This is a genomic window from Streptomyces sp. CoH27, assembly GCF_020181035.1.
Classification (GTDB): domain Bacteria; phylum Actinomycetota; class Actinomycetes; order Streptomycetales; family Streptomycetaceae; genus Streptomyces; species Streptomyces camelliae.
Map to the genome: position 1 here is coordinate 14,148 of NZ_JAIQYY010000041.1, position 21,205 is coordinate 35,352.

The 21,205-nt window shown below is 70.5% G+C and carries 21 protein-coding genes; 15 read left to right on the forward strand and 6 right to left on the reverse strand.

The window, feature by feature from the left end; all coding sequences use genetic code 11:
• Window positions 1–83 precede the first annotated feature (83 nt).
• Window positions 84–1,211 (forward strand): ferrochelatase, encoded by a 1,128-nt coding sequence (locus LE548_RS40305; RefSeq protein ID WP_225102016.1) that lies wholly within the window; start codon window positions 84–86, stop codon window positions 1,209–1,211.
• Between the two features lie 8 nt (window positions 1,212–1,219).
• Window positions 1,220–2,035 carry an inositol monophosphatase family protein gene (locus LE548_RS40310; RefSeq protein WP_225102017.1) on the forward strand — a complete coding sequence of 272 codons (816 nt, stop codon included), beginning with the start codon at window positions 1,220–1,222 and terminating at the stop codon, window positions 2,033–2,035.
• 90 nt (window positions 2,036–2,125) lie between these two features.
• Here LE548_RS40310 and LE548_RS40315 read toward each other — a convergent pair whose 3' ends face one another.
• Window positions 2,126–2,299 (reverse strand): hypothetical protein, encoded by a 174-nt coding sequence (locus LE548_RS40315; RefSeq protein ID WP_167381439.1) that lies wholly within the window; start codon window positions 2,297–2,299, stop codon window positions 2,126–2,128.
• 416 nt (window positions 2,300–2,715) lie between these two features.
• Here LE548_RS40315 and LE548_RS40320 point away from each other — a divergent pair, with 416 nt between their 5' ends.
• The 4 genes from LE548_RS40320 (at window position 2,716) to LE548_RS40335 (ending at window position 6,294) form a co-directional block, all read left to right on the forward strand.
• Window positions 2,716–3,369: a response regulator transcription factor gene (locus LE548_RS40320; RefSeq protein ID WP_003993508.1), complete on the forward strand. Its 654-nt coding sequence runs from the start codon at window positions 2,716–2,718 to the stop codon at window positions 3,367–3,369.
• A gap of 5 nt (window positions 3,370–3,374) precedes the next feature.
• The gene (locus LE548_RS40325) at window positions 3,375–4,622 is read left to right on the forward strand and encodes a HAMP domain-containing sensor histidine kinase (RefSeq protein WP_225102018.1); all 1,248 of its coding nucleotides are present in this window, start codon (window positions 3,375–3,377) and stop codon (window positions 4,620–4,622) included.
• Window positions 4,623–5,015: 393 nt separating this feature from the next.
• Window positions 5,016–5,312, forward strand: a complete 297-nt coding sequence (locus tag LE548_RS40330) for a DUF4193 domain-containing protein (protein ID WP_003997302.1) — start codon at window positions 5,016–5,018, stop codon at window positions 5,310–5,312.
• A gap of 13 nt (window positions 5,313–5,325) precedes the next feature.
• Window positions 5,326–6,294: a hypothetical protein gene (locus LE548_RS40335; RefSeq protein WP_225102019.1), complete on the forward strand. Its 969-nt coding sequence runs from the start codon at window positions 5,326–5,328 to the stop codon at window positions 6,292–6,294.
• On the opposite strand, the gene LE548_RS40340 is transcribed toward LE548_RS40335, so the two are convergent.
• A complete protein-coding gene (locus LE548_RS40340) occupies window positions 6,291–6,755 on the reverse strand; it encodes a DUF3093 domain-containing protein (protein WP_225102020.1) in 465 nt (154 codons plus the stop codon). The two genes, LE548_RS40335 and LE548_RS40340, sit on opposite strands and share 4 nt — an antisense overlap.
• A gap of 58 nt (window positions 6,756–6,813) precedes the next feature.
• Here LE548_RS40340 and LE548_RS40345 point away from each other — a divergent pair, with 58 nt between their 5' ends.
• From LE548_RS40345 to LE548_RS40375, 7 genes are all read left to right on the forward strand, one after another.
• Complete coding sequence (locus tag LE548_RS40345; RefSeq protein ID WP_225102021.1) at window positions 6,814–7,398, forward strand: PaaI family thioesterase; 585 nt, start codon at window positions 6,814–6,816, stop codon at window positions 7,396–7,398.
• Complete coding sequence (gene dut / locus LE548_RS40350) at window positions 7,395–7,946, forward strand: dUTP diphosphatase (RefSeq protein ID WP_225102022.1); 552 nt, start codon at window positions 7,395–7,397, stop codon at window positions 7,944–7,946. Before LE548_RS40345 ends, dut begins: the two co-directional genes overlap by 4 nt.
• Window position 7,947: 1 nt before the next feature.
• Window positions 7,948–8,709, forward strand: a complete 762-nt coding sequence (locus LE548_RS40355; RefSeq protein ID WP_225102023.1) for a DUF3710 domain-containing protein — start codon at window positions 7,948–7,950, stop codon at window positions 8,707–8,709.
• Between the two features lie 193 nt (window positions 8,710–8,902).
• On the forward strand, window positions 8,903–11,461 hold the full coding sequence (locus LE548_RS40360) for a sensor histidine kinase KdpD (RefSeq protein ID WP_225102024.1): 2,559 nt from the start codon (window positions 8,903–8,905) through the stop codon (window positions 11,459–11,461).
• Window positions 11,458–12,144, forward strand: coding sequence for a response regulator (locus LE548_RS40365; protein ID WP_225102025.1), 687 nt, complete (start codon window positions 11,458–11,460; stop codon window positions 12,142–12,144). Before LE548_RS40360 ends, LE548_RS40365 begins: the two co-directional genes overlap by 4 nt.
• A 68-nt stretch (window positions 12,145–12,212) precedes the next feature.
• The gene (locus LE548_RS40370) at window positions 12,213–12,611 is read left to right on the forward strand and encodes an OB-fold nucleic acid binding domain-containing protein (RefSeq protein WP_225102026.1); all 399 of its coding nucleotides are present in this window, start codon (window positions 12,213–12,215) and stop codon (window positions 12,609–12,611) included.
• Window positions 12,612–12,614: 3 nt separating this feature from the next.
• Window positions 12,615–13,367, forward strand: a complete 753-nt coding sequence (locus LE548_RS40375) for a DUF3159 domain-containing protein (protein WP_225102027.1) — start codon at window positions 12,615–12,617, stop codon at window positions 13,365–13,367.
• An 83-nt stretch (window positions 13,368–13,450) separates the two neighbouring features.
• On the opposite strand, the gene LE548_RS40380 is transcribed toward LE548_RS40375, so the two are convergent.
• The 3 genes from LE548_RS40380 to LE548_RS40390 all read right to left on the reverse strand — a co-directional run bounded on the left by LE548_RS40380 (window position 13,451) and on the right by LE548_RS40390 (window position 15,286).
• A complete protein-coding gene (locus LE548_RS40380) occupies window positions 13,451–14,122 on the reverse strand; it encodes a TrkA family potassium uptake protein (RefSeq protein ID WP_225102028.1) in 672 nt (223 codons plus the stop codon).
• Window positions 14,122–14,793, reverse strand: a complete 672-nt coding sequence (locus tag LE548_RS40385; RefSeq protein ID WP_225102029.1) for a TrkA family potassium uptake protein — start codon at window positions 14,791–14,793, stop codon at window positions 14,122–14,124. The genes LE548_RS40380 and LE548_RS40385 overlap by 1 nt, the downstream gene beginning before the upstream one ends.
• Before the next feature lie 349 nt (window positions 14,794–15,142).
• Window positions 15,143–15,286: a hypothetical protein gene (locus LE548_RS40390; protein WP_225102039.1), complete on the reverse strand. Its 144-nt coding sequence runs from the start codon at window positions 15,284–15,286 to the stop codon at window positions 15,143–15,145.
• A gap of 161 nt (window positions 15,287–15,447) precedes the next feature.
• Here LE548_RS40390 and LE548_RS40395 point away from each other — a divergent pair, with 161 nt between their 5' ends.
• Window positions 15,448–17,502, forward strand: coding sequence for an APC family permease (locus LE548_RS40395; RefSeq protein ID WP_225102030.1), 2,055 nt, complete (start codon window positions 15,448–15,450; stop codon window positions 17,500–17,502).
• A gap of 179 nt (window positions 17,503–17,681) precedes the next feature.
• Window positions 17,682–19,013: a class I SAM-dependent RNA methyltransferase gene (locus LE548_RS40400; protein ID WP_225102031.1), complete on the forward strand. Its 1,332-nt coding sequence runs from the start codon at window positions 17,682–17,684 to the stop codon at window positions 19,011–19,013.
• A 249-nt stretch (window positions 19,014–19,262) separates the two neighbouring features.
• On the opposite strand, the gene LE548_RS40405 is transcribed toward LE548_RS40400, so the two are convergent.
• A complete protein-coding gene (locus tag LE548_RS40405) occupies window positions 19,263–20,693 on the reverse strand; it encodes an endo-1,4-beta-xylanase (protein ID WP_225102032.1) in 1,431 nt (476 codons plus the stop codon).
• Window positions 20,694–21,205 lie beyond the last annotated feature (512 nt).

Consider the following 21,205-nt stretch of genomic DNA (forward strand, 5'->3'; position numbering starts at 1 on the left):
AGTAAAACGTCATAAACCCCCTGGAACCCGACTCGTCACCCGGCTGTTTCCCGGCCGTCAGCGGCGGGTGGGAGGATCGGGTCATGCCAGACGCGCTCGATGCCACCCCGTACGACGCCCTGCTCCTGCTCTCCTTCGGCGGCCCCGAAGGCCCGGACGACGTGGTCCCGTTCCTGGAGAACGTCACGCGCGGGCGGGGCATCCCGAAGGAACGCCTGAAGGAAGTCGGGCAGCACTACTTCCTGTTCGGCGGGGTCAGCCCCATCAACGACCAGAACCGCGCCCTGCTGGACGCCCTGCGCAAGGACTTCGCCGAGCACGGCCTGGACCTGCCGGTCTACTGGGGCAACCGCAACTGGGCGCCGTATCTGACGGACACCCTGCGCGAGATGGTCGCCGACGGCCGCCGCCGCATCCTCGTGCTCGCCACCAGCGCCTACGCCTCCTACTCGGGCTGCCGGCAGTACCGCGAGAACCTCGCCGACGCGCTGGCCGCCCTCCAGGCCGAGGGCCTTGAGCTGCCGAAGATCGACAAGCTGCGGCACTACTTCAACCACCCCGGCTTCGTCGAGCCCATGATCGACGGCGTGCTGCGCTCCCTCGCCGACCTCCCCGAGGACGTCCGCGCGGGCGCCCACATCGCCTTCACCACGCACTCCATCCCGACCTCCGCCGCCGACACCTCCGGTCCCGTCGAGGCCCACGGCGAGGGGGGCGCGTACGTCGAGCAGCACCTGGACGTGGCCCAGCTGATCGCCGACGCCGTCCGCGAACGCACCGGCGTGGACCACCCCTGGCGGCTCGTCTATCAGTCGCGTTCCGGCGCCCCGCACATCCCGTGGCTGGAGCCGGACATCTGCGACCACCTGGAGGAGCAGCACGAGGCGGGCGTCCCGGCCGTCGTCATGGCGCCCATCGGCTTCGTCTCCGACCACATGGAGGTCCTCTACGACCTCGACACCGAGGCCAAGGCCAAGGCCGAGGAGCTGGGCCTGCCGGTGCGCCGCTCGGCCACGGTCGGCGCCGACCCGCGCTTCGCCGCCGCCGTCCGTGAGCTGATCACCGAGCGTGCCGCCGTGGAGCGCGGCCAGGAGATCACCGCCTGCGCCCTGGGCGCGCTGGGCGCGAGCCACAACCTCTGCCCGGTCGGCTGCTGCCCCGCCCGCGCACCCCACCCGGCCGCCGCCGGTGCCGACAGCCCCTACGCGTGAGGAGCCCCGTGACCGACCCCCTGCACCGGGACCTGCTGGAACTGGCCCTGGAGGCCGCCCGCCGCGCCGGAGAGCTGCTGCGGGACGGCCGCCCGGCCGACCTGGCCGTGGCGAAGACCAAGTCGAGCCCGATCGACGTCGTCACGGAGATGGACATCGCGGCGGAGAAGCTGATCACCGACCTGATCTCCGGCCTGCGGCCCGACGACGGCTTCCTCGGTGAGGAGGGTGCCTCCGCCGAGGGTACGAGCGGCGTCCGCTGGGTCATCGACCCGCTCGACGGCACCGTCAACTACCTGTACGGACTGCCGACCTGGGCGGTCTCCATCGCCGCACAGCAGGACGGCGAGACCGTCGCCGGGGTCGTGGCGGCGCCGATGCGCGGTGAGACGTACCACGCCGTGCGCGGTGGCGGCGCGTGGGCGACGGGTGCATGGGAGGGCGAGCGGGCGCTCGCCTGCCGCCCCGCGCCCCCGCTGGACCAGGCGCTGGTCTCCACCGGCTTCAACTACGTCGCCGAGGTCCGCACCCACCAGGCCGAGGTGGCCGCCCGGCTGATCCCGCTGCTGCGCGACATCCGGCGCGGCGGCTCGGCGGCGATCGACCTGTGCGACGTGGCCTGCGGCCGACTGGACGGGTACTACGAGCGCGGGCTCAACGCGTGGGACTTCGCCGCGGGGGACCTCATCGCCCGGGAGGCGGGCGCGCTGGTGGGCGGGCGGCCCGGGGACGGCCCGTCGCGGGAGCTGACCATCGCCGGGTCACCGGGGGTCTTCGAGCCGCTCCAGGGGCTGCTGGAGGACTTCGGGGCGTGGCATGACTGAGCCGGCCTGAGGCCTCGGATGCGCAGGTAGGACAGACGGGACCCCCGGCGCTGGATTCGCCGGGGGTCCCGTCCTTGCGCTCAGGGTCGATCAGACGCGTGACGCGCCGACCTCCACACCGTGTTCGGCGGCGAGGCGTCGCAGGTCGTCGAGCTCTGCCTGCTCCACCTCGACGAGGAAGTCGTCGCCCTCGTCACGAGCCCGCGACAGGTCGGACTCGGTCGCCTTTATGCGCTGCAGAAGTCCTGCGGTGAAAGCGTCCATGCTGCGCCCCCTCGTCCTGGGTCGTGGGTCGGTGGCACGGGGGTGTGCCGTCGGGAAAGGGGCGATCACGGCTCTCGCGGGTGCCCAGCGCTGCCCTGCCGGGCGGCGACGGTGCCGGACACCCACGCCCACTCTGCGAGAAGCGGCGGCCGGGTACCGCATGGTGCTGCGGCACATGCAGAGCGTGATCGCGGGGTGTACCAGCCGTCCTCCCCCCGCTCCCTCACCCGGAAACCTCAACCGGAGGAGAAAATCTCGTATTCCCGCCCCGGAACGCCGGTCCCTGCGGTCCGCAACCCGCCTTACAGCCGACTTACGGCCGAAAAGGGCAGGATGGAGGTCACACCCCACGAACACTCCTGCCCGCACGCGCCCACGGCGCGCTACGCGGGTGGACATGAGGAAGGACAAGCGACGTGCGCGTACTCGTCGTCGAGGACGAGCAGCTGCTCGCCGATGCGGTGGCCACCGGACTGCGCCGGGAGGCCATGGCCGTCGACGTCGTGTACGACGGTGCGGCCGCCCTGGAGCGCATCGGCGTCAACGACTACGACGTGGTCGTCCTCGACCGCGACCTCCCGCTGGTGCACGGCGACGACGTCTGCCGCAAGATCGTCGAGCTGGGCATGCCCACGCGCGTGCTCATGCTCACCGCGTCCGGCGACGTCAGCGACCGGGTCGAGGGCCTGGAGATCGGCGCCGACGACTATCTGCCCAAGCCCTTCGCGTTCAGCGAGCTGATCGCGCGCGTGCGCGCCCTCGGCCGCCGTACGAGCGTGCCGCTGCCGCCCGTTCTGGAGCGCGCCGGTATCAAGCTCGACCCCAACCGCCGCGAGGTCTTCCGGGACGGCAAGGAGGTTCAGCTCGCGCCCAAGGAGTTCGCGGTCCTGGAGGTTCTGATGCGCAGCGAGGGCGCGGTCGTCTCGGCCGAGCAACTGCTGGAGAAGGCGTGGGACGAGAACACCGACCCGTTCACCAACGTGGTGCGCGTGACGGTGATGACGCTGCGCCGCAAGCTGGGCGAGCCGCCGGTCATCGTCACCGTGCCCGGCTCCGGCTACCGGATCTGATCCCCGTGGCCGCGACACCCGCGCCGCCTCAGGCGCCACCGAAGCCCACCTGGGACCCCAGGAGACCGCAGCCCCCGTTCCCCTGGCTGCGCCCCACCATCCGCATACGGCTCACGCTGCTGTACGGCGGCATGTTCCTGATCGCCGGCATCCTGCTGCTGTCGATCATCTACCTGCTGGCCGCGCAGGCGATCAGCACAGGCAACCAGCCGCTGTTCAAGATCGTCAGCTTCGACAAGCTCCAGGTCTCCAGCGGCAAGTGCCCCGCGATCAACACGACCAGCCTGCCGCTGTCGGACTTCAACGACGCGATCGCCCACTGCGTGGACCAGCAGCGCCAGGCGGCCTTGGACGACCTGCTCAGCCGCTCGCTGCTGGCCCTGCTGGGCCTCGCCGTGATCGCCTTCGCGTTCGGCTACGCGATGGCCGGCCGCGTGCTGTCCCCGCTCGGCCGCATCACCCGCACCGCCCGTCAGGTGGCCGGTTCGGACCTGTCCCGCCGGATCGAGCTGGACGGCCCGGACGACGAGCTGAAGGAGCTGGCCGACACCTTCGACGACATGCTGGAGAGGCTGCAACGGGCCTTCACCGCCCAGCAGCGCTTCGTGGGCAACGCCTCCCACGAGCTGCGCACCCCGCTCGCGATCAACCGCACGCTCCTCGAAGTGCATCTGTCGGACCCGAACGCGCCGGTGGAGCTGCAACAGCTCGGCAAGACCCTGCTCGCCACCAACGAGCGCAGCGAACAGCTGGTCGAGGGCCTGCTGCTGCTCGCCCGCAGCGACAACCAGATCGTCGAGCGCAAGCCGGTCGACCTGGCCGAGGTGGCCACCCAGGCCATCGACCAGGTGCACGCGGAGGCCGAGGCCAAGGGCGTGAAGATCCGCGGCGAGCGCAAGCCGGCCGTGGTGCAGGGCAACGGCGTACTGCTGGAGCGGATCGCGCTGAACCTGGTGCAGAACGCGGTGCGATACAACGTGCCCGAGGACGGGTGGGTCGAGGTGGCCACCGAGGTCCAGCACGGCCAGGCGGTGCTGACCGTCACGAACACCGGGCCGGTGGTGCCGGCGTACGAGATCGACAACCTCTTCGAGCCCTTCCGGCGGCTGCGAACGGAGCGCACGGGCAGCGACAAGGGCGTCGGCCTCGGCCTGTCCATCGTCCGGTCCGTGGCCCGCGCGCACGGTGGCCACATCGCGGCCCAGCCCCGCGAGGGCGGTGGCCTGGTGATGCGCGTCACGCTGCCGCTGTGACAGAGGACCGACACACGCGGAGGATGTTCGCTTTACGCGGAATTTTCAGGACCTCTCACGAGGTTCTTGCTGTGTGATCAATCACATGGGCGGATTTTCAGCCATGTACTCTCTGTGATCATGACACAAGGTGGAAAGCCGGGAAAGTCCTGGTTTTCGGGGGTCTTGATCACGGGAAGTACACGGTGAGGCGCCTTTGAGGTGCGACATTCGAACCGTGTACGGTCCTCACCGCCATCCAAGCCGATCACTCTTGAGGGGTCGGGTTGGGTGTCGATTGAGTAACAGACCTTGATGTGAGGCAAAATCTCCGCCTCAGGTCGGGCACAAGTCCGGCCTCTCACGCGTTACGTGCGCTGGAGACACCGCAGACACCCAGAGGGGGAGAGCGATATGGCAACCGATTACGACACTCCACGCAAGACCGACGACGACGTCGACTCGGACAGCCTGGAAGAGCTGAAGGCCAGGCGGAACGACAAGTCCACCTCGTCGGTCGACGTCGACGAGTTCGAGGCCGCCGAGGGCCTTGAGCTGCCCGGCGCCGACCTCTCGAACGAGGAGCTGGCCGTCCGGGTGCTGCCGAAGCAGCAGGACGAGTTCACCTGCATGAGCTGCTTCCTGGTGCACCACCGCAGCCAGCTGGCCCGCGAGAAGAACGGTCAGCCGATCTGCCGCGACTGCGACTGAGGACGGGTCGGCCATGACTGGCTCGACCCCTCCTCGGAAGCGCCGCTTCCGGGAGCGGAAAGCGGACCCAGGGCCGTCCGGCGGCCCGCACGGCACGCGTGAACAGGAGCGGGGCTCGTCCGGCAGGGGAGCCTCGCTCGCACCGATGGATGACCGGGAGGACATCCCGGCACCGGACGTGCAGTCCGCGCCCGTCGCCCGGACGGGCATGCCCGCTGCCCACGCGGAGCCGGGAGCCCGGGGGAGAGTCGTGGTGATGCGCGACAAGGCCGGGGACATGGCTCGGGAAGGGGCCCGTAAGGGCGCCAGCCGCGCCCGCGAGGGGCTGGCGTACCTCGCGGACCGGATCGTCGAGATCGCCCCGCGTGTCCCCGTACGCGACCTCGCGGCCCTGCGCCGGCAGTTCCCGGGCCTCGGCCCCGAGGAACTCGCCGACAAGCTCGTGGCGGGCGCAGCGGCCGGCACCTCGACGGTCGGGGCCGGGATCGGAGCGGCGGCGATGCTGCCCGTGCCGCCCGCCATGCCGACCGAGCTGGCCGCGGAGATCACCGGGGTCGCCGCGATCGAACTCAAGCTCGTCGCCGAACTCCACGAGGTCTACGGCGTCCGCCCGCCGGGAAACCTCGGCACCCGCAGCACCGCGTATCTGTCCTCCTGGGCGGGGGAGCGCGGGATCGACGTGATGAAGCCGTCGACGTACGACGCCGCCCTCGGCGTCCGCATGAAGCGCGAACTGCGCCAGCGGATCATGAAGCGCATGGTCCGGGACCTGCCCAACCTCATGCCGTTCATGGTGGGTGCGGCGGTCGGCGCGGTCATGAACCGCCGGGACACCAGAAGGCTCGCCGCCCGCATCCGCACCGACCTGCGCAAGATCCAGGTGCCCTGGGAGGAGCTGCCCGAGCAGCCGCCCCTGGAGCAGCCGGCGGAGCCCCTGGAGCTGCGCGACCTCCCCGACGAGCTCCGGGGAAGCAAGCCCTAGGCGTGCGCGGTGCGCGCCGCCTCGATCGCCGCCGCCAGCCGCTCCGGCTCACGCGTCGACAGGTACAGGTACGGCGTCGGGTCCTCGGGGTCGGTGACCTCCACCCGCAGCGCCGTGGGGATGTAGGCGCGCAGCAGCAGGAACGCGCGCGTGTCGGCCTTGTACGTACGCCAGGCGCGGGCCTCCTCCGGGTCCAGCACCTCCGACTCGCCGAGCGCCGCCACCGGGATCTTCGCCTCGCCCGCGATCAGTGCGTCGCCCACGACCCGGATGCGCGGCGAGCCGTACGCGCTCGCCACCACCGCCGCGGCCGCCGTACCGCCGACCAGACCGCCGAGCAGCGGCAGCGTGCCGAACGGAAGCAGGATCAGGGCGAAGGAAACGCCTACGAGGAAGCTGACGAACCACCACGAGCGGGGGGCGGTGAGGCGTTCTTCGTACGGGGTGGCGGAGAGCTGCATGAAGCCAAGCTTGGCACGGGATCCGTATTGCGCCGACGCGCGGGTAAGGTCTGCGCCTGTGAGTGGTAGTTCCGCAACCCTTCAGCCTCCCGCCGACGCGGTGAAACCGGTACGGCACCCCGACGCGCCCGCACCCGGGGAGCTCCTCGGTGCCCACTACGAACACTGTTTCGGCTGTGGCCCCGGGCAGCCGCACGGACTGCACCTGGAGGCGCGGGCCGGCGAGGACGTCTCGCTGACCGCCGAGTTCACCGTCCAGCCCGCCCACCAGGGCGCGCCGGGCCTCGCGCACGGCGGAGTGCTGGCCACGGCCCTGGACGAGACCCTCGGCTCGCTGAACTGGCTGCTGCGGACCATCGCCGTGACGGGACGCCTGGAGACCGACTTCGTGCGGCCCGTTCCGGTCGGCACCGTGCTCCACCTTCAGGCCGAGGTCACCGCCGTCGCCGGGCGGAAGATCTACTCCACGGCCACCGGACGCATCGGCGGCCCCGACGGGCCCGTCGCCGTCCGCGCCGACGCCCTCTTCATCGAGGTGAAGGTCGACCACTTCACCGACCACGGCCGCCGGGAGGAGATCCAGGCCGTCATGAGCGACCCGGACCAGATCCGGCGCACCCGCGCCTTCGAGGTGAACCCGTGAGCCGTAGCCCCCTCGACGTACTGATCCGCCGCGTCGACCCCGACGTACCGCTTCCGGCGTACGAGCACCCCGGGGACGCCGGAGCCGATCTGCGCACCACCGAGGCGTGCGAGCTGGCGCCCGGCGAGCGGGCCGTGCTGCCCACCGGGGTGTCGATCGCCCTCCCGGAGGGGTACGCGGCCTTCGTGCACCCACGTTCCGGTCTGGCCGCCCGCTGCGGTGTCGCCCTCGTGAATGCCCCGGGGACGGTTGATGCCGGGTACCGTGGGGAGATCAAGGTGATCGTGGTGAACCTCGACCCGCGCGAGTCCGTGCGGTTCGAGCGCTTCGACCGGATTGCCCAACTGGTCGTCCAGCAGGTCGAGAGGGTCCGCTTCCTTCCGGTGGCGGAGCTTCCCGGCTCGGCGCGGGCCGAAGGGGGCTTCGGGTCCACCGGTGGCCATGCCGCGGTGGGCGGCGAGAGCGGCACAAGCGGTCAGGCCGCCGTAGGCGGTCCGACGGGTGGGAATCGATACGCTTCGGTCGTATCCGACCGGGAAGGACAGTGACGTGTTCGGACGTCGCAAGAAGAAGGGTGCCGCCGAGGACGCGGCCGGCGAGGCCGAGCAGGTCGTCGACAGCGTCGACACCGAGGCGGACGAGGAAGAAGAGGCCGAGCGCGAGCGCGTCCGGCTGGAGCCCGGGCCCCGCCCCGACGGGCCCTGGGACAGCACCGAGGTGCGCGAGCCGGCCGAGGGCCGGGTGGACCTCGGCGGTCTGTTCGTCCCCGGCGTGGACGGCATGGAGCTGCGGGTCGAGGTCGCCGGTGACGCGATCGTCGCCGCCACGGTCGTGCTGCGCGACAGCGCCATCCAGCTCCAGGCCTTCGCCGCGCCCAAGCGCGAGGGCATCTGGGGCGAGGTCCGCGAGGAGATCGGGGCCGGCATCACCCAGCAGGGTGGCATCGTCGACGAGGTCGAGGGCCCGCTCGGCTGGGAGCTGCGCGCCCAGGTGCCGGTGCAGCTGCCCGACGGCACCGGCGGCTTCCAGGTCGTGCGGTTCGTCGGCGTGGACGGCCCGCGCTGGTTCCTGCGCGGTGTGATCTCCGGCCAGGGCGCGGTGCAGCCGCAGGCTGCCGGGCTGCTGGAGCAGATCTTCCGCGACACGGTCGTGGTCCGCGGCGAGGGGCCGATGGCGCCCCGCGACCCGATCGTCCTCAAGCTGCCCAACGACGCGCAGATGGTCCCCGAGGGCGTGCAGCAGGAGGAGTCCCGCTTCTCGGGTGGCATGGGGCAGCTGGAGCGAGGGCCCGAGATCACCGAGGTGCGGTAGGCGGCGTGGCCGACGAAGGGCCGTACCCCGGGGTGCGGCCCTTTCCCGCGTGTTTTCGCACGCGTGGACGGCGAGACGCTCATCAGAGTTACGTCAAAGTTGCCCGCTGCCGACCTTCCTGTCCTGTTTGCCGTGATTGTTGGCCGTAAGGTCGACGCTGCGTATGCGGCAGTCACCGGAAGACAATGGAGCCATGGCACGCGGCAAGCTTCGGATCTACCTCGGCGCGGCACCGGGTGTCGGCAAGACCTACGCCCTGCTGTCCGAGGCACACCGCCGTGCGGAGCGTGGCACCGACTGTGTCGTGGCCTTCGTGGAGCACCACGACCGGCCGCGCACCGAGGTGATGCTGCACGGCCTGGAGGAGATCCCGCGCAAGCGCCTGCGGTACCGCGACGCCTTCTTCGACGAGATGGACGTCGACGCCGTGCTGCGCCGGGCGCCCGCCGTCGCCCTGGTGGACGAACTCGCCCACACCAATGTCCCGGGCTCGCGCAACGCCAAACGCTGGCAGGACGTCGAGGAGTTGCTGGCGGCCGGGATCGACGTGATCTCGACTGTCAACATCCAGCACCTGGAGTCACTCGGCGACGTCGTGGAGTCGATCACGGGGGTCCGCCAGCGCGAGACCGTCCCGGACGAGGTGGTACGGCGGGCCGACCAGATCGAGCTGGTCGACATGTCGCCGGAGGCGCTGCGGCGCCGGATGGCGCACGGGAACATCTACCAGCCGGACAAGGTCGACGCGGCCCTGTCCAACTACTTCCGCCCCGGGAACCTGACCGCGCTGCGGGAGCTGGCGCTGCTGTGGGTGGCGGACCGGGTCGACGAGTACCTGACCGCCTACCGCAGCGAGCACCGGGTCTCCAAGATCTGGGGCTCCCGGGAGCGGATCGTGGTCGGCCTGACCGGCGGCCCCGAGGGGCGCACGCTGATCCGGCGGGCGGCCCGGCTCGCCGAGAAAGGCGCCGGCGGCGAGGTGCTCGCTGTGTACATAGCCCGCAGCGACGGGCTGACCTCGGCCTCCCCGAAGGAGCTGGCCGTCCAGCGCACCCTCGTGGAGGACCTGGGCGGCACCTTCCACCATGTGGTCGGCGACGACATACCGGCCGCTCTGCTGGACTTCGCGCGCGGTGTGAACGCCACCCAGATCGTCCTCGGCTCCTCGCGCCGCAAGGCCTGGCAGTACGTCTTCGGACCCGGCGTCGGCGCCACGGTCGCCCGGGACTCCGGCCCCGACCTCGACGTCCACATCGTCACCCACGAGGAGGTCGCCAAGGGCCGGGGACTGCCCGTGGCCCGGGGCGCCCGGCTCGGGCGGGCCCGGATCATCTGGGGCTGGGCGGTGGGCCTGGTGGGCCCCGCCGTGCTCGCGGTGCTGCTGAACACCGTCGACCTCGGCCTCGCCAACGACATGCTGCTGTTCCTGAGCGTCACCGTCGCGGCGGCACTGCTCGGCGGCCTGCTGCCCGCCCTCGCCTCGGCGGCCTTCGGCTCGCTGCTGCTGAACTACTTCTACACCCCGCCCCTGCACCGGTTGACCATCGCCGACCCCAAGAACATCGTCGCCATCGCGATCTTCTTCGGCGTCGGCATGTCGGTCGCCTCGGTGGTGGACCTCGCCGCCCGGCGTACCCACCAGGCCGCCCGGCTGCGCGCCGAGTCGGAGATACTCTCCTTCCTCGCCGGGAACGTACTGCGCGGCGAGACCAGCCTGGAGGAGCTGCTGGAGCGGGTCCGGGAGACCTTCGCGATGGAGTCGGCCGCGCTGCTGGAGCGGGCGGGCGACGTCGAGCCGTGGACCTGCGCCGGCCGCGCCGGATTCGGGCGCCCGCTGGAGCGGCCCGAGGACGCCGACGTCGACATGCCCGTCGGCGACCACATGGCGCTCGCGCTCACCGGCCGCGTGCTGCCCGCCGAGGACCGCCGGGTCCTCGCCGCCTTCGCCGCGCAGGCCGCGGTCGCCCTGGACCGCCGGCGCCTGCAGGAGGAGGCCGACCAGGCCCGCGCGCTCGCCGAGGGCAACCGCATCCGCACCGCCCTGCTCGCCGCCGTCAGCCACGATCTGCGCACCCCGCTGGCCGGCATCAAGGCCGCCGTCTCCTCGCTGCGCTCCGACGACGTGGCCTGGTCCGAGGAGGACCGGGCGGAGCTGCTGGAGGGCATCGAGGAGGGCGCCGACCGCCTCGACCACCTCGTGGGCAACCTGCTGGACATGTCCCGCCTCCAGACCGGCACGGTCACCCCGCTGATCCGCGAGATCGACGTGGACGAGGTGGCCCCGATGGCGCTGGTCGGTGTGCCCGAGGACAGCGTCGAGCTGGAGGTCCCCGAGACGCTGCCCATGGTCGCGGTCGACCCCGGGCTGCTGGAGCGGTGCATGGCGAACCTGGTGGAGAACGCCGTCAAGTACAGCCCGCGCGGACGGCGCGTGCTGGTCACCGCCAGCGGCATAGCCGACCGGGTCGAGGTGCGCGTGGTGGACCGCGGGCCGGGCGTGCCGGACGAGGCGAAGGACCGGATATTCGAGCCGTTCCAGCGGTACGGTGACGCCCCGCGCGGCGCCGGGGTCGGGCTCGGTCTCGCCGTCGCCCGCGGCTTCGCGGAGGCCATGGGCGGCACCCTCAACGCCGAGGACACGCCCGGCGGCGGACTGACCATGGTGCTCAGCCTCCGCGCGGCAGGATCACGTCCCGAGGCCCTCGACACGGGCCGGGACCTCGTAGAACCAGAAAGGCAGACGACTCTATGACCCGGGTGCTCGTGGTCGACGACGAGCCGCAGATCGTGCGCGCCCTCGTGATCAACCTCAAGGCACGCAAGTACGAGGTGGACGCGGCCCCCGACGGCCGTACCGCCCTCGAACTCGCCGCGTCCCGCCACCCCGATGCCGTCGTGCTCGACCTGGGCCTGCCCGACATGGACGGTGTCGAGGTGATCAGGGGCCTGCGCGGCTGGACCCGCGTGCCCATCCTGGTGCTGTCCGCCCGCCACTCCTCCGACGAGAAGGTCGAGGCGCTGGACGCGGGCGCCGACGACTACGTCACCAAGCCCTTCGGCATGGACGAGCTGCTGGCCCGGCTGCGCGCCGCTGTACGCCGGGCCGAGCCGGTCGGACCCGGCGAGGACGACCTGACCACCGTGGAGACCGAGGGCTTCACCGTCGATCTGGCTGCCAAGAAGGTCAACCGCGCGGGCAAGGACGTCCGGCTCACCCCGACCGAGTGGCACCTGCTGGAGGTCCTGGTCCGCAACACCGGCCGCCTGGTCGGCCAGAAGCAGCTGCTCCAGGAGGTGTGGGGGCCGTCGTACGGCACCGAGACCAACTATCTGCGCGTGTACATGGCCCAGCTGCGCCGCAAACTGGAGACGGATCCCTCGCACCCGAAGCACTTCATCACGGAGCCGGGGATGGGGTATCGGTTCGAGAAGTGAGCGGTCCTGCGGTTTCGAGGTGTGATCGGGGCTACGGCGGTGTCGGTGTGCCCCGGTACGCTTCAGGTATGAGTGCTGTTCCCCGTTCCGAGAAGCCGGCCGGCCGGTTCCGGCGCATGCTCGACCGGCTTTCCTCGTCGCAGGAGGACCTGGAGTCCGCGGAGCTGCGGGAAGACGCCGAGACCACGGGCTGCACCAGGATCGGCGACTGCCAGGACCGGCAGATCGTCACCGTAACTGGTACCTTGCGCACGGTCACCCTGCGTCCGCGCGCCGGAGTCCCGGCCCTGGAGGCCGAGCTGTTCGACGGCTCCGCGGCACTGGACGTGGTGTGGCTCGGCAGGCGTTCCATCGTGGGCATAGAACCGGGACGCAAGCTGATCGCATCGGGCCGGATCTCCATGAGCCGAGGCCGCCGGGTGCTGTTCAACCCCAAGTACGAACTGCGACCCCTCGGACGGGAGTAGCCGGTGACGTCCCTCGACAAGCCGACCGAAGACGCCGGTCAGGCGCAGACCGACGACGCCCGGGCGGTGACCGAGGCCGCCCTGTTCGAGGCGTTCGGCGGGGTCCGCGGCATGGTCGAGACGGTCGTGCCGGGCCTGCTCTTCGTCGCGATCTTCACGATCGACAAGAACCTGCACGTGTCGGCGATCGCCGCGCTGATCGTCTCCCTGGTTCTGGTCGTGGTCCGCCTCGCCATGAAGGACACCGTCAAGCACGCCTTCAGCGGCGTCTTCGGCGTGGCCTTCGGCGTCGTCTTCGCGATGTTCACCGGCAACGCCAAGGACTTCTACCTCCCCGGCATGCTCTACACGCTGGGCCTCGCGGTGGCGTACATCGTCACGACCCTCGCCGGTGTGCCCCTGATCGGACTGATCCTGGGCCCGGTCTTCAAGGAGAACCTCTCCTGGCGCACCCGCAACCTCGACCGCAAGAAGGCCTACGCGAAGGCGAGTTGGGCCTGGGGCCTGATCCTGCTGGCGAAGTGCGCGATCCTCTTCCCGCTGTACTGGTGGTCCGACACCACCAAGCTCGGCTGGGTCCTGGTCGCCCTGAAGATCCCGCCGTTCCTGCTGGCGGTCTGGCTCACCTGGGTCTTCCTGGCGAAGGCGCCCGCACCGATCGACGTCTTCGCGGAGATGGAGGCGGAGGAGAAGGCGGCCGAGGAGAGGAAGGCGGCGGCCACGGAGGCGGCCGGCCGGCATCGCCGGGACGCATAGCGAGCCGTCTACGACGCATAGCGAGCCGTCGTACGACGCGAAAAGGGCGCCCTTGGCAGCAAGGGCGCCCTTCGTCGTGCGCGTCAGCTTTCTTCGCGCCGCACCGACAGCAGCTCCTCCAGCTGCTCCTCCCGGGCCTGCGCGGCCACGAACAGCAGCTCGTCGCCCGGCTCCAGGGAGTCCTCCCTGGAGGGGGTGAGGACGCGGGTGCCGCGGATGATCGTGACCAGCGAGGTGTCCTCCGGCCACTGGACGTCGCCGACCTGGGTGCCGGCCAGGGCCGACTCCTCGGGCAGGGTCAGCTCCACGAGGTTGGCGTCGCCGTGGCTGAAGCGGAGCAGCCGGACCAGGTCGCCGACGCTCACCGCCTCCTCCACCAGGGCGGACATCAGGCGCGGGGTGGAGACCGCCACGTCCACGCCCCAGGCCTCGTTGAACAGCCACTCGTTCTTCGGGTTGTTGACGCGGGCGACGACGCGCGGGACGCCGTACTCCGTCTTGGCGAGCAGCGAGACGACCAGGTTGACCTTGTCGTCGCCGGTCGCGGCGATGACGACGTTGCAGCGCTGCAGCGCCGCCTCGTCCAGGGACGTGATCTCACAGGCGTCGGCCAGCAGCCACTCCGCCTGCGGCACCCGCTCCACCGAGATGGCGGTCGGGGCCTTGTCGACGAGCAGGACCTCGTGGCCGTTCTCCAGCAGCTCGGCCGCGATCGAGCGGCCGACGGCGCCGGCTCCGGCAATGGCGACCCTCATCAGTGACCGCCCTCCTCTTCCGGGCCCTGGGCGAACGACGCCTCGACCTTGTCCACGTCGTCCGTCCGCATCATCACGTGCACAAGGTCGCCCTCCTGCAGCACCGTCTGCGAGGTCGGCAGGATCGCCTCGCCCAGCCGGGTCAGGAACGCCACGCGGACGCCCGTCTCCTCCTGCAGCTTGCTGATCTTGTGGCCGACCCACTTCGGGGAGGCGTGCACCTCGGCGAGCTGCACCCCGCCGGTGGGGTCGCGCCAGAGCGGCTCGGCGCCCGACGGCAGCAGCCGGCGCAGCATCTGGTCGGCGGTCCAGCGGACCGTCGCCACGGTGGGGATGCCCAGGCGCTGGTAGACCTCGGCGCGGCGGGGGTCGTAGATCCGGGCCGCCACGTTCTCCACGCCGAACATCTCGCGGGCCACGCGCGCGGAGATGATGTTGGAGTTGTCACCGCTGGAGACGGCGGCGAAGGCACCGGCCTCCTCGATGCCCGCCTCGCGCAGGGTGTCCTGGTCGAAGCCGACACCGGTGACCCGGCGGCCCCCGAAACCGGGGCCGAGCCGACGGAAGGCGGTGGGATCCTGGTCGATCACGGCGACTGTATGGCCCTGTTGCTCCAGGGTCTGGGCGAGAGCGGAACCCACTCTTCCGCAGCCCATGATGACGATGTGCACGACCGTCCTTCCGGTGTCCAAAAGTTACTGCTCAGCATCAGGGTCTCAGACCGACGCCCAAAGCTACACAGCGGCGCCACGGGGTGGGCACCCCCGTGCGGGGGTTCGCCATGATCACCGTCCGCGATCATGCGCGCGAGCAGGGTCAGCGAGCATGTGGATGCGCGGGGAGTGATGATCAGGGCGGTGCTCAGGGCGATGGTCCGAGCGATGGCCAGGGCGGTGCTCAGGTGCGACGGTCGGGCGTACGCGCTTGTCGATGATCCCGCGTGCGGGTCGCGGATCACTCGCGTGCGGATCGGTGACCGCTCGCGGCCGGGGCGCGTGGATGCGCGTACCGGGCGCGCGGTCAGGTGTGTACAGGTTGCCGTTCCACCTCAGCGATCGCCGGGTGCGGGCGCCGGCGAGTGATGCTGCGCACGCTGCACAGGGTGAGGATTCCGACGCCGAGGAGGGCGAACGTCGCCCCGATCAGCTCCGCGGTCGCGGGCATGCAACCTCCGAGGTGTGATGACAGGCGGGGTCTGCCATCTAGGCACGGGGAGCGCGCGGACCACGGAATCCGCAGTCGTTCGCGCCTGTGATTTCACTCATGAGGCAGATCCGTGACACCGGGTGGGCGGCTGCCTGTTCGAAGGCCTACGATCCTCTGTCGTGTCCAAACTGACCGACGTGCCCAAACGGATCCTGATCGGGCGCGCACTGCGCAGTGACCGGCTGGGCGAAACCCTGCTGCCGAAGCGCATCGCACTCCCCGTCTTCGCCTCCGACCCGCTCTCCTCCGTCGCCTACGCGCCGGGCGAGGTCCTGCTGGTCCTGTCCATCGCGGGCGTGTCGGCGTACCACTTCAGCCCCTGGATCGCCGTCGCGGTCGTCGTGCTGATGTTCACGGTGGTCGCCTCGTACCGGCAGAACGTCCACGCGTATCCGAGCGGCGGCGGCGACTACGAGGTCGCCACCACCAACCTGGGTGCCAAGGCCGGCCTCACGGTCGCCAGCGCCCTGCTCGTCGACTACGTCCTCACCGTCGCCGTCTCCATCGCCTCCGGCATCGAGAATCTCGGCTCCGCGATCCCCTTCGTGGTCCAGCACAAGGTGCTGTGCGCGATCGCCGTGATCGTGCTGCTGACGCTGATGAACCTGCGCGGCGTGAAGGAGTCGGGCAAGCTCTTCGCGATCCCGACGTACGTCTTCGTCGGCGGCGTCTTCATCATGATCGCGTGGGGCGCCTTCCGCGGTCTGGCCCTCGGCGACACCATGCACGCCCCCACGGCCGACTATCACATCAAGGCCGAGCACCAGGGCCTGGCCGGCTTCGCGCTCGTCTTCCTGCTGCTGCGCGCCTTCTCCTCCGGCTGTGCCGCGCTCACCGGTGTCGAGGCCATCTCCAACGGCGTCCCGGCCTTCCGCAAACCGAAGTCGAAGAACGCGGCGACGACGCTCGCGATGATGGGCCTGCTGGCCGTCACCATGTTCTGCGGCATCATCGCCCTTGCCATGACGACCAAGGTCCACATGGCCGAGAACCCGGCCACCGACCTGATCCACAACGGCGTCCCGCTCGGCTCCGGTTACGTCCAGAACCCGGTGATCTCCCAGGTCGCCGAGGCGGTCTTCGGCAAGGGCAGCTTCCTGTTCGTCGTCCTGGCGGCGGCCACGGCCCTGGTCCTCTTCCTCGCGGCGAACACGGCGTACAACGGCTTCCCGCTGCTCGGTTCGATCCTCGCCCAGGACCGCTACCTCCCGCGCCAGCTGCACACCCGCGGCGACCGTCTCGCCTTCTCCAACGGCATCGTGCTGCTCGCGGGCGCGGCGGCCATGCTCACGATCATCTACGGCGCGGACTCCACGCGGCTGATCCAGCTGTACATCGTCGGTGTGTTCGTGTCCTTCACGCTCAGCCAGACCGGCATGGTCCGGCACTGGAACCGCCACCTCGCGGTCGAGAAGGACCAGGCCAAGCGCCGGCACATGATCCGCTCCCGCGCGATCAACGCGTTCGGCGCCTTCTTCACCGGCCTGGTGCTCGTCGTCGTCCTGGTCACCAAGTTCACGCACGGCGCCTGGGTCGCCCTGCTGGGCATGTGCATCTTCTACGCGACGATGACCGCGATCCGGAAGCACTACGACGGCGTGGCCGAGGAGCTCGCGGCTCCCGAGGACCCGGCGGACGACGACATGACCCGGCCGTCGCGGGTGCACTCGGTGGTGCTGATCTCGAAGATCCACCGCCCGACGCTGCGCGCCCTGGCGTACGCCAAACTGATGCGCTCGGACGGACTGGAGGCGCTCACGGTCAACGTCGACGCGGCCGAGACCAAGGCGCTGCGCGAGGAGTGGGAGCGGCGCGGCATCGACGTACCGCTGAAGGTGCTCGACTCGCCGTACCGCGAGGTCACCCGCCCGGTCATCGAGTACGTGAAGAGCCTGCGCGCGCAATCGCCCAGGGACGCGGTGTCGGTGATCATCCCCGAGTACGTCGTCGGCCACTGGTACGAGCATCTGCTGCACAACCAAAGCGCCCTGCGCCTGAAGGGCCGCCTGCTCTTCACCCCCGGCGTGATGGTCACCTCCGTGCCCTACCAACTGGCCTCCTCCGAGGCGGCCAAGCTGCGGGCCCGCAAGCGGCAGGAGTGGAACGCGCCCGGCGCGGTGCGGCGGGGGCCGACGGCGGAGCGGGCCAAGGAGCCGTCGCCGGCGAAGGACTGAGCGCGAGGACCGGGAGCTCGGCTCCTGGGCCTGGGTTCGGGGCTTGGGGCCTGGGCCTGGGGCCTGAGCTCGGCGACTGAGCCGGGGTTCGGCCTGTGGTGAACGGCCGGGTGGCAGCCACGTAGACTGGTGGGCTGTTGTCCGGCCGTTTCCCGTTCCCGATCTGGAGTCACCCCGCCATGCAGGCAGAACCGAAGAAGTCGCTGGTCGGGGAGGAGTACGAGGTCGAGATCGGCCCCGTCGCCCACGGCGGCCACTGCATCGCCCGTACGGCCGAGGGCCAGGTGCTGTTCGTCCGGCACGCGCTGCCCGGCGAGCGGGTGGTGGCGAGGGTGACCGAGGGCGAGGAGGGAGCCCGCTTCCTCCGCGCGGACGCCGTGCGGATCATGGAGCCCTCCAAGGACCGCGTCGAGGCCCCCTGCCCCTTCGCCGGCCCCGGCCGCTGCGGCGGCTGCGACTGGCAGCACGCCAAGCCCGGTGCCCAGCGTCGGCTGAAGGGCGAGGTGATCGCCGAACAGCTGGAGCGGCTCGCGGGCCTCACGCCCGAGGAGGCCGGCTGGGACGGCACGGTGATGCCGGCGGAGGGCGACAAGCTGCCGGCGGGGCAGGTCCCGCAGTGGCGCACGCGCGTGCAGTACGCGGTGGACGCCGCGACCGGCAAGGCGGGCCTGCGCAGGCACCGGTCGCACGAGGTCGAGGAGATCGACCACTGCATGATCGCGGCGGCCGGGGTGTCCGAGCTCGGCATCGAGCGGCGGGACTGGACCGGCATGGAGTCGGTGGAGGCGATCGCGGCGACGGGTTCCCAGGACCGCCAGGTGATCCTGACCCCGCGCCCCGGCGCCCGCCTCCCCCTGGTCGAACTGGACAAGCCGGTCTCGGTTCTCCGGGTGGACGAGAAGTCGGGCGGCGTGCACCGCGTCCACGGCCGCCCCTTCGTCCGCGAGCGCGCTGACGGCCGTACCTACCGCGTCGGAAACGGCGGCTTCTGGCAGGTCCACCCGAAGGCGGCCGACACGCTGGTGACAGCCGTGATGCAGGGCCTGCTGCCCCGCAAGGGCGAGATGGCTCTCGACCTCTACTGCGGAGTGGGCTTGTTCGCGGGCGCGTTGGCCGACCGACTCGGCGAGAAGGGCGCGGTCCTCGGTATCGAGTCCGGCAAACGAGCGGTCGAGGACGCCCGCCACAACCTCGCCGACTTCCCCCGCGTCCGCATCGAACAGGGCAAGGTCGAGTCGGTCCTCCCGCGCACGGGCATCACCGAGGTCGACCTGATCGTCCTCGACCCGCCCCGCGCCGGCGCGGGCCGCACCACGGTCGCCCACCTCGCATCCCTGGGCGCCCGCAGGATCGCCTACGTCGCCTGCGATCCCGCCGCGCTGGCCCGGGACGTGGCGTACTTCCGGGACGGCGGATACCGGGTGCGGACGCTTCGGGCGTTCGATCTGTTTCCGATGACGCATCATGTGGAGTGCGTGGCGATTCTTGAGCCCGCAGCAAAGGGCGTCTGACCTGCTGTTCTTCTGGTTTCCCAGGGTGCGCGCGGGTCGTGCCGACATGTTTCCGTAGGTCCACCGCGTGGAGCATGATGCAGGTTCCTGCCACGTGTCTCACCTGCGGTTTCGCAGCGAGCATTCCGATCGCGAGGTCGCCGCCAGCACGGCGGCGACCCGGGACCGTCAACGATGTCCTTGCGGAGGGGCGGGAGAAGCCGCACCGTGGGCTGTCACGGCTTCACCCCTTCGTTTGTGGCAGGCCCCTCAGGTACGGGTCCAGAGTTGGTTGTTGCCGTTCGAGCAGGAGTAGAGCTGGATCAGGGTGCCGTTGGCGGTGCCGCCTGAGACGGCGTCGAGGCAGAGGCCGGACTGGACGCCGACGATGGATCCGTCGGAGTTGAGGCGCCATTTCTGGTTGTCGCCGCCCCAGCAGCTGTAGATCTGGACTTTGGAACCGTTGCCTGTGCCGGCGGCGTCAAGGCATTTGTTGCCGTAGACCTTGAGCTCGCCGGCGTCGGTGTACGTCCACTGCTGGTTGGTGCCGCTGTGGCAGTCCCACAGCTGGAGCTGCGTGCCGTCGGTGGTGCCGGCTCCGGGCACGTCCAGGCAACGGCCCGAACCGACGCCCTTGATCTGTCCGCCATCCGCGGGGGGTGTCGTGGAGCCGCCGTTGAGTGCGTTGAGGACGGCGGTGTAGGCAGGCTTCTTGCTGCCGTCGCCGTTGAACAGCAGCGGCGTGTCCCCCGATCGCCAGGAGTCGGTGTCGCGCACACCCCAGACGGTGATGCCGAGGCAGCGCGAGACGGCCAGGCAGTCGTTGGTCACGTTGGCGTAGGTCGAGGCCGAGGCGCCCTGTATGTCGAGTTCGGTGATGGCCACGTCGACGCCGAGGGCGGCGAAATTCTGCAGGGTGGTGCGGAAGTTGCTGTCGTAGGGGCTGCCGCTGTTGAAGTGCGACTGGAACCCGACGCAGTCGATCGGCACGCCGCGCTGCTTGAAGTCCCGGACCATGGCGTACACGGCCTGCGTCTTGGCCCAGGTCCAGTTCTCGATGTTGTAGTCGTTGTAGCAGAGCTTGGCCGCCGGGTCGGCGGCGCGCGCGGTGCGGAAGGCGACCTCGATCCAGTCGTTGCCCGTGCGTTGCAGGTTGGAGTCCCGCCGAGCTCCCGAATTGCCGTCGGCGAAGGCCTCGTTCACGACGTCCCACTGGGCGATCTCGCCCTTGTAGTGGCCCATGACGCCGTTGATGTGGTCGATCATCGCTTGGCGCAGTGAGCTGCCGCTGAGGCTCTGCATCCAGCCGGGCTGCTGGGCGTACCAGGCCAGTGTGTGGCCACGCACCCGCTTGCCGTTCTGCACCGCCCAGTTGTAGACGCGGTCGCCGGCGCTGAAGTTGAACTGGCCCCGCTGTGGTTCGGTGGCGTCGATCTTCATCTCGTTCTCGGCCGTCACCATGTTGAACTCACGGCTTGCGATCGTCGTGTACGCCGAGTCGCCCAGCCTGCCGGAGGCGATGGCGGTGCCGAAGTAGCGGCCGCTCTGTGCCGCCGCGGCGCCAAGCGTGTTCTCGGCGGCGTGTGCGGTCGGCGGTGCGGCCAGTGCGGTGACCGCACCGAGGACGCCGACGACCAGCGCCAGCAGCAGGCTGCGGATCTTCCGGCGGGTAACGGATCTGGGAAGGGCATACGAGCCCATGACGGTGCCTCCGAGGTAGAAGTCGCTGATCGACTGAAGCGCAGGGGATTGCGGCGTCCGGCCCCGTCCGGCAGACGGAGGGGGCAGGTCGGAGCCCGGGCAGGACGGAATCACCGGACACCGCAGTCATGGGGACCGGGATGACGCCAACGGCACGGGCGCCGCACCCGGTCGGCCGTCGGGCGACGTACGGCGGGCGGCGGGCGTGTTCCACGTCTCGACACAGGCATGGGGTACTCCAGCGCGGCTCAGCCGGGGGATCGTCACACGGCGTCGCATGCCTCTCCAACTGCGGGAAGAGCCAGGATGCGCTGGTGCGAACCTCACCGGAACGGAACGGGGTTGCGCAGGTGATGTGGTGCGCGGGTCTGCCGTGCAGCTGGTCGCTGATCTGCCGTGCAGCATGGATTGCCCAGGCCGATACAGCCCGGAATCGCGAACCAGGCCCGGTTTCTCAGACAGGGATGATTGAGGCGTGACCGTGGATCGTCAATACTCTCGGGCGAAGAAAT

What these genes read in the sequence shown, in the direction of transcription:
- LE548_RS40305 (WP_225102016.1), top strand. Translation starts at nt 84, where the DNA reads ATGCCAGACGCGCTCGATGCCACCCCGTACGACGCCCTGCTCCTGCTC.
- LE548_RS40315 (WP_167381439.1), bottom strand. Translation starts at nt 2,299, where the DNA reads ATGGACGCTTTCACCGCAGGACTTCTGCAGCGCATAAAGGCGACCGAG.
- LE548_RS40330 (WP_003997302.1), top strand. Translation starts at nt 5,016, where the DNA reads ATGGCAACCGATTACGACACTCCACGCAAGACCGACGACGACGTCGAC.
- LE548_RS40335 (WP_225102019.1), top strand. Translation starts at nt 5,326, where the DNA reads ATGACTGGCTCGACCCCTCCTCGGAAGCGCCGCTTCCGGGAGCGGAAA.
- LE548_RS40340 (WP_225102020.1), bottom strand. Translation starts at nt 6,755, where the DNA reads ATGCAGCTCTCCGCCACCCCGTACGAAGAACGCCTCACCGCCCCCCGC.
- LE548_RS40360 (WP_225102024.1), top strand. Translation starts at nt 8,903, where the DNA reads ATGGCACGCGGCAAGCTTCGGATCTACCTCGGCGCGGCACCGGGTGTC.
- LE548_RS40365 (WP_225102025.1), top strand. Translation starts at nt 11,458, where the DNA reads ATGACCCGGGTGCTCGTGGTCGACGACGAGCCGCAGATCGTGCGCGCC.
- LE548_RS40370 (WP_225102026.1), top strand. Translation starts at nt 12,213, where the DNA reads ATGAGTGCTGTTCCCCGTTCCGAGAAGCCGGCCGGCCGGTTCCGGCGC.
- LE548_RS40380 (WP_225102028.1), bottom strand. Translation starts at nt 14,122, where the DNA reads ATGAGGGTCGCCATTGCCGGAGCCGGCGCCGTCGGCCGCTCGATCGCG.
- LE548_RS40390 (WP_225102039.1), bottom strand. Translation starts at nt 15,286, where the DNA reads ATGCCCGCGACCGCGGAGCTGATCGGGGCGACGTTCGCCCTCCTCGGC.
- LE548_RS40400 (WP_225102031.1), top strand. Translation starts at nt 17,682, where the DNA reads ATGCAGGCAGAACCGAAGAAGTCGCTGGTCGGGGAGGAGTACGAGGTC.
- LE548_RS40405 (WP_225102032.1), bottom strand. Translation starts at nt 20,693, where the DNA reads ATGGGCTCGTATGCCCTTCCCAGATCCGTTACCCGCCGGAAGATCCGC.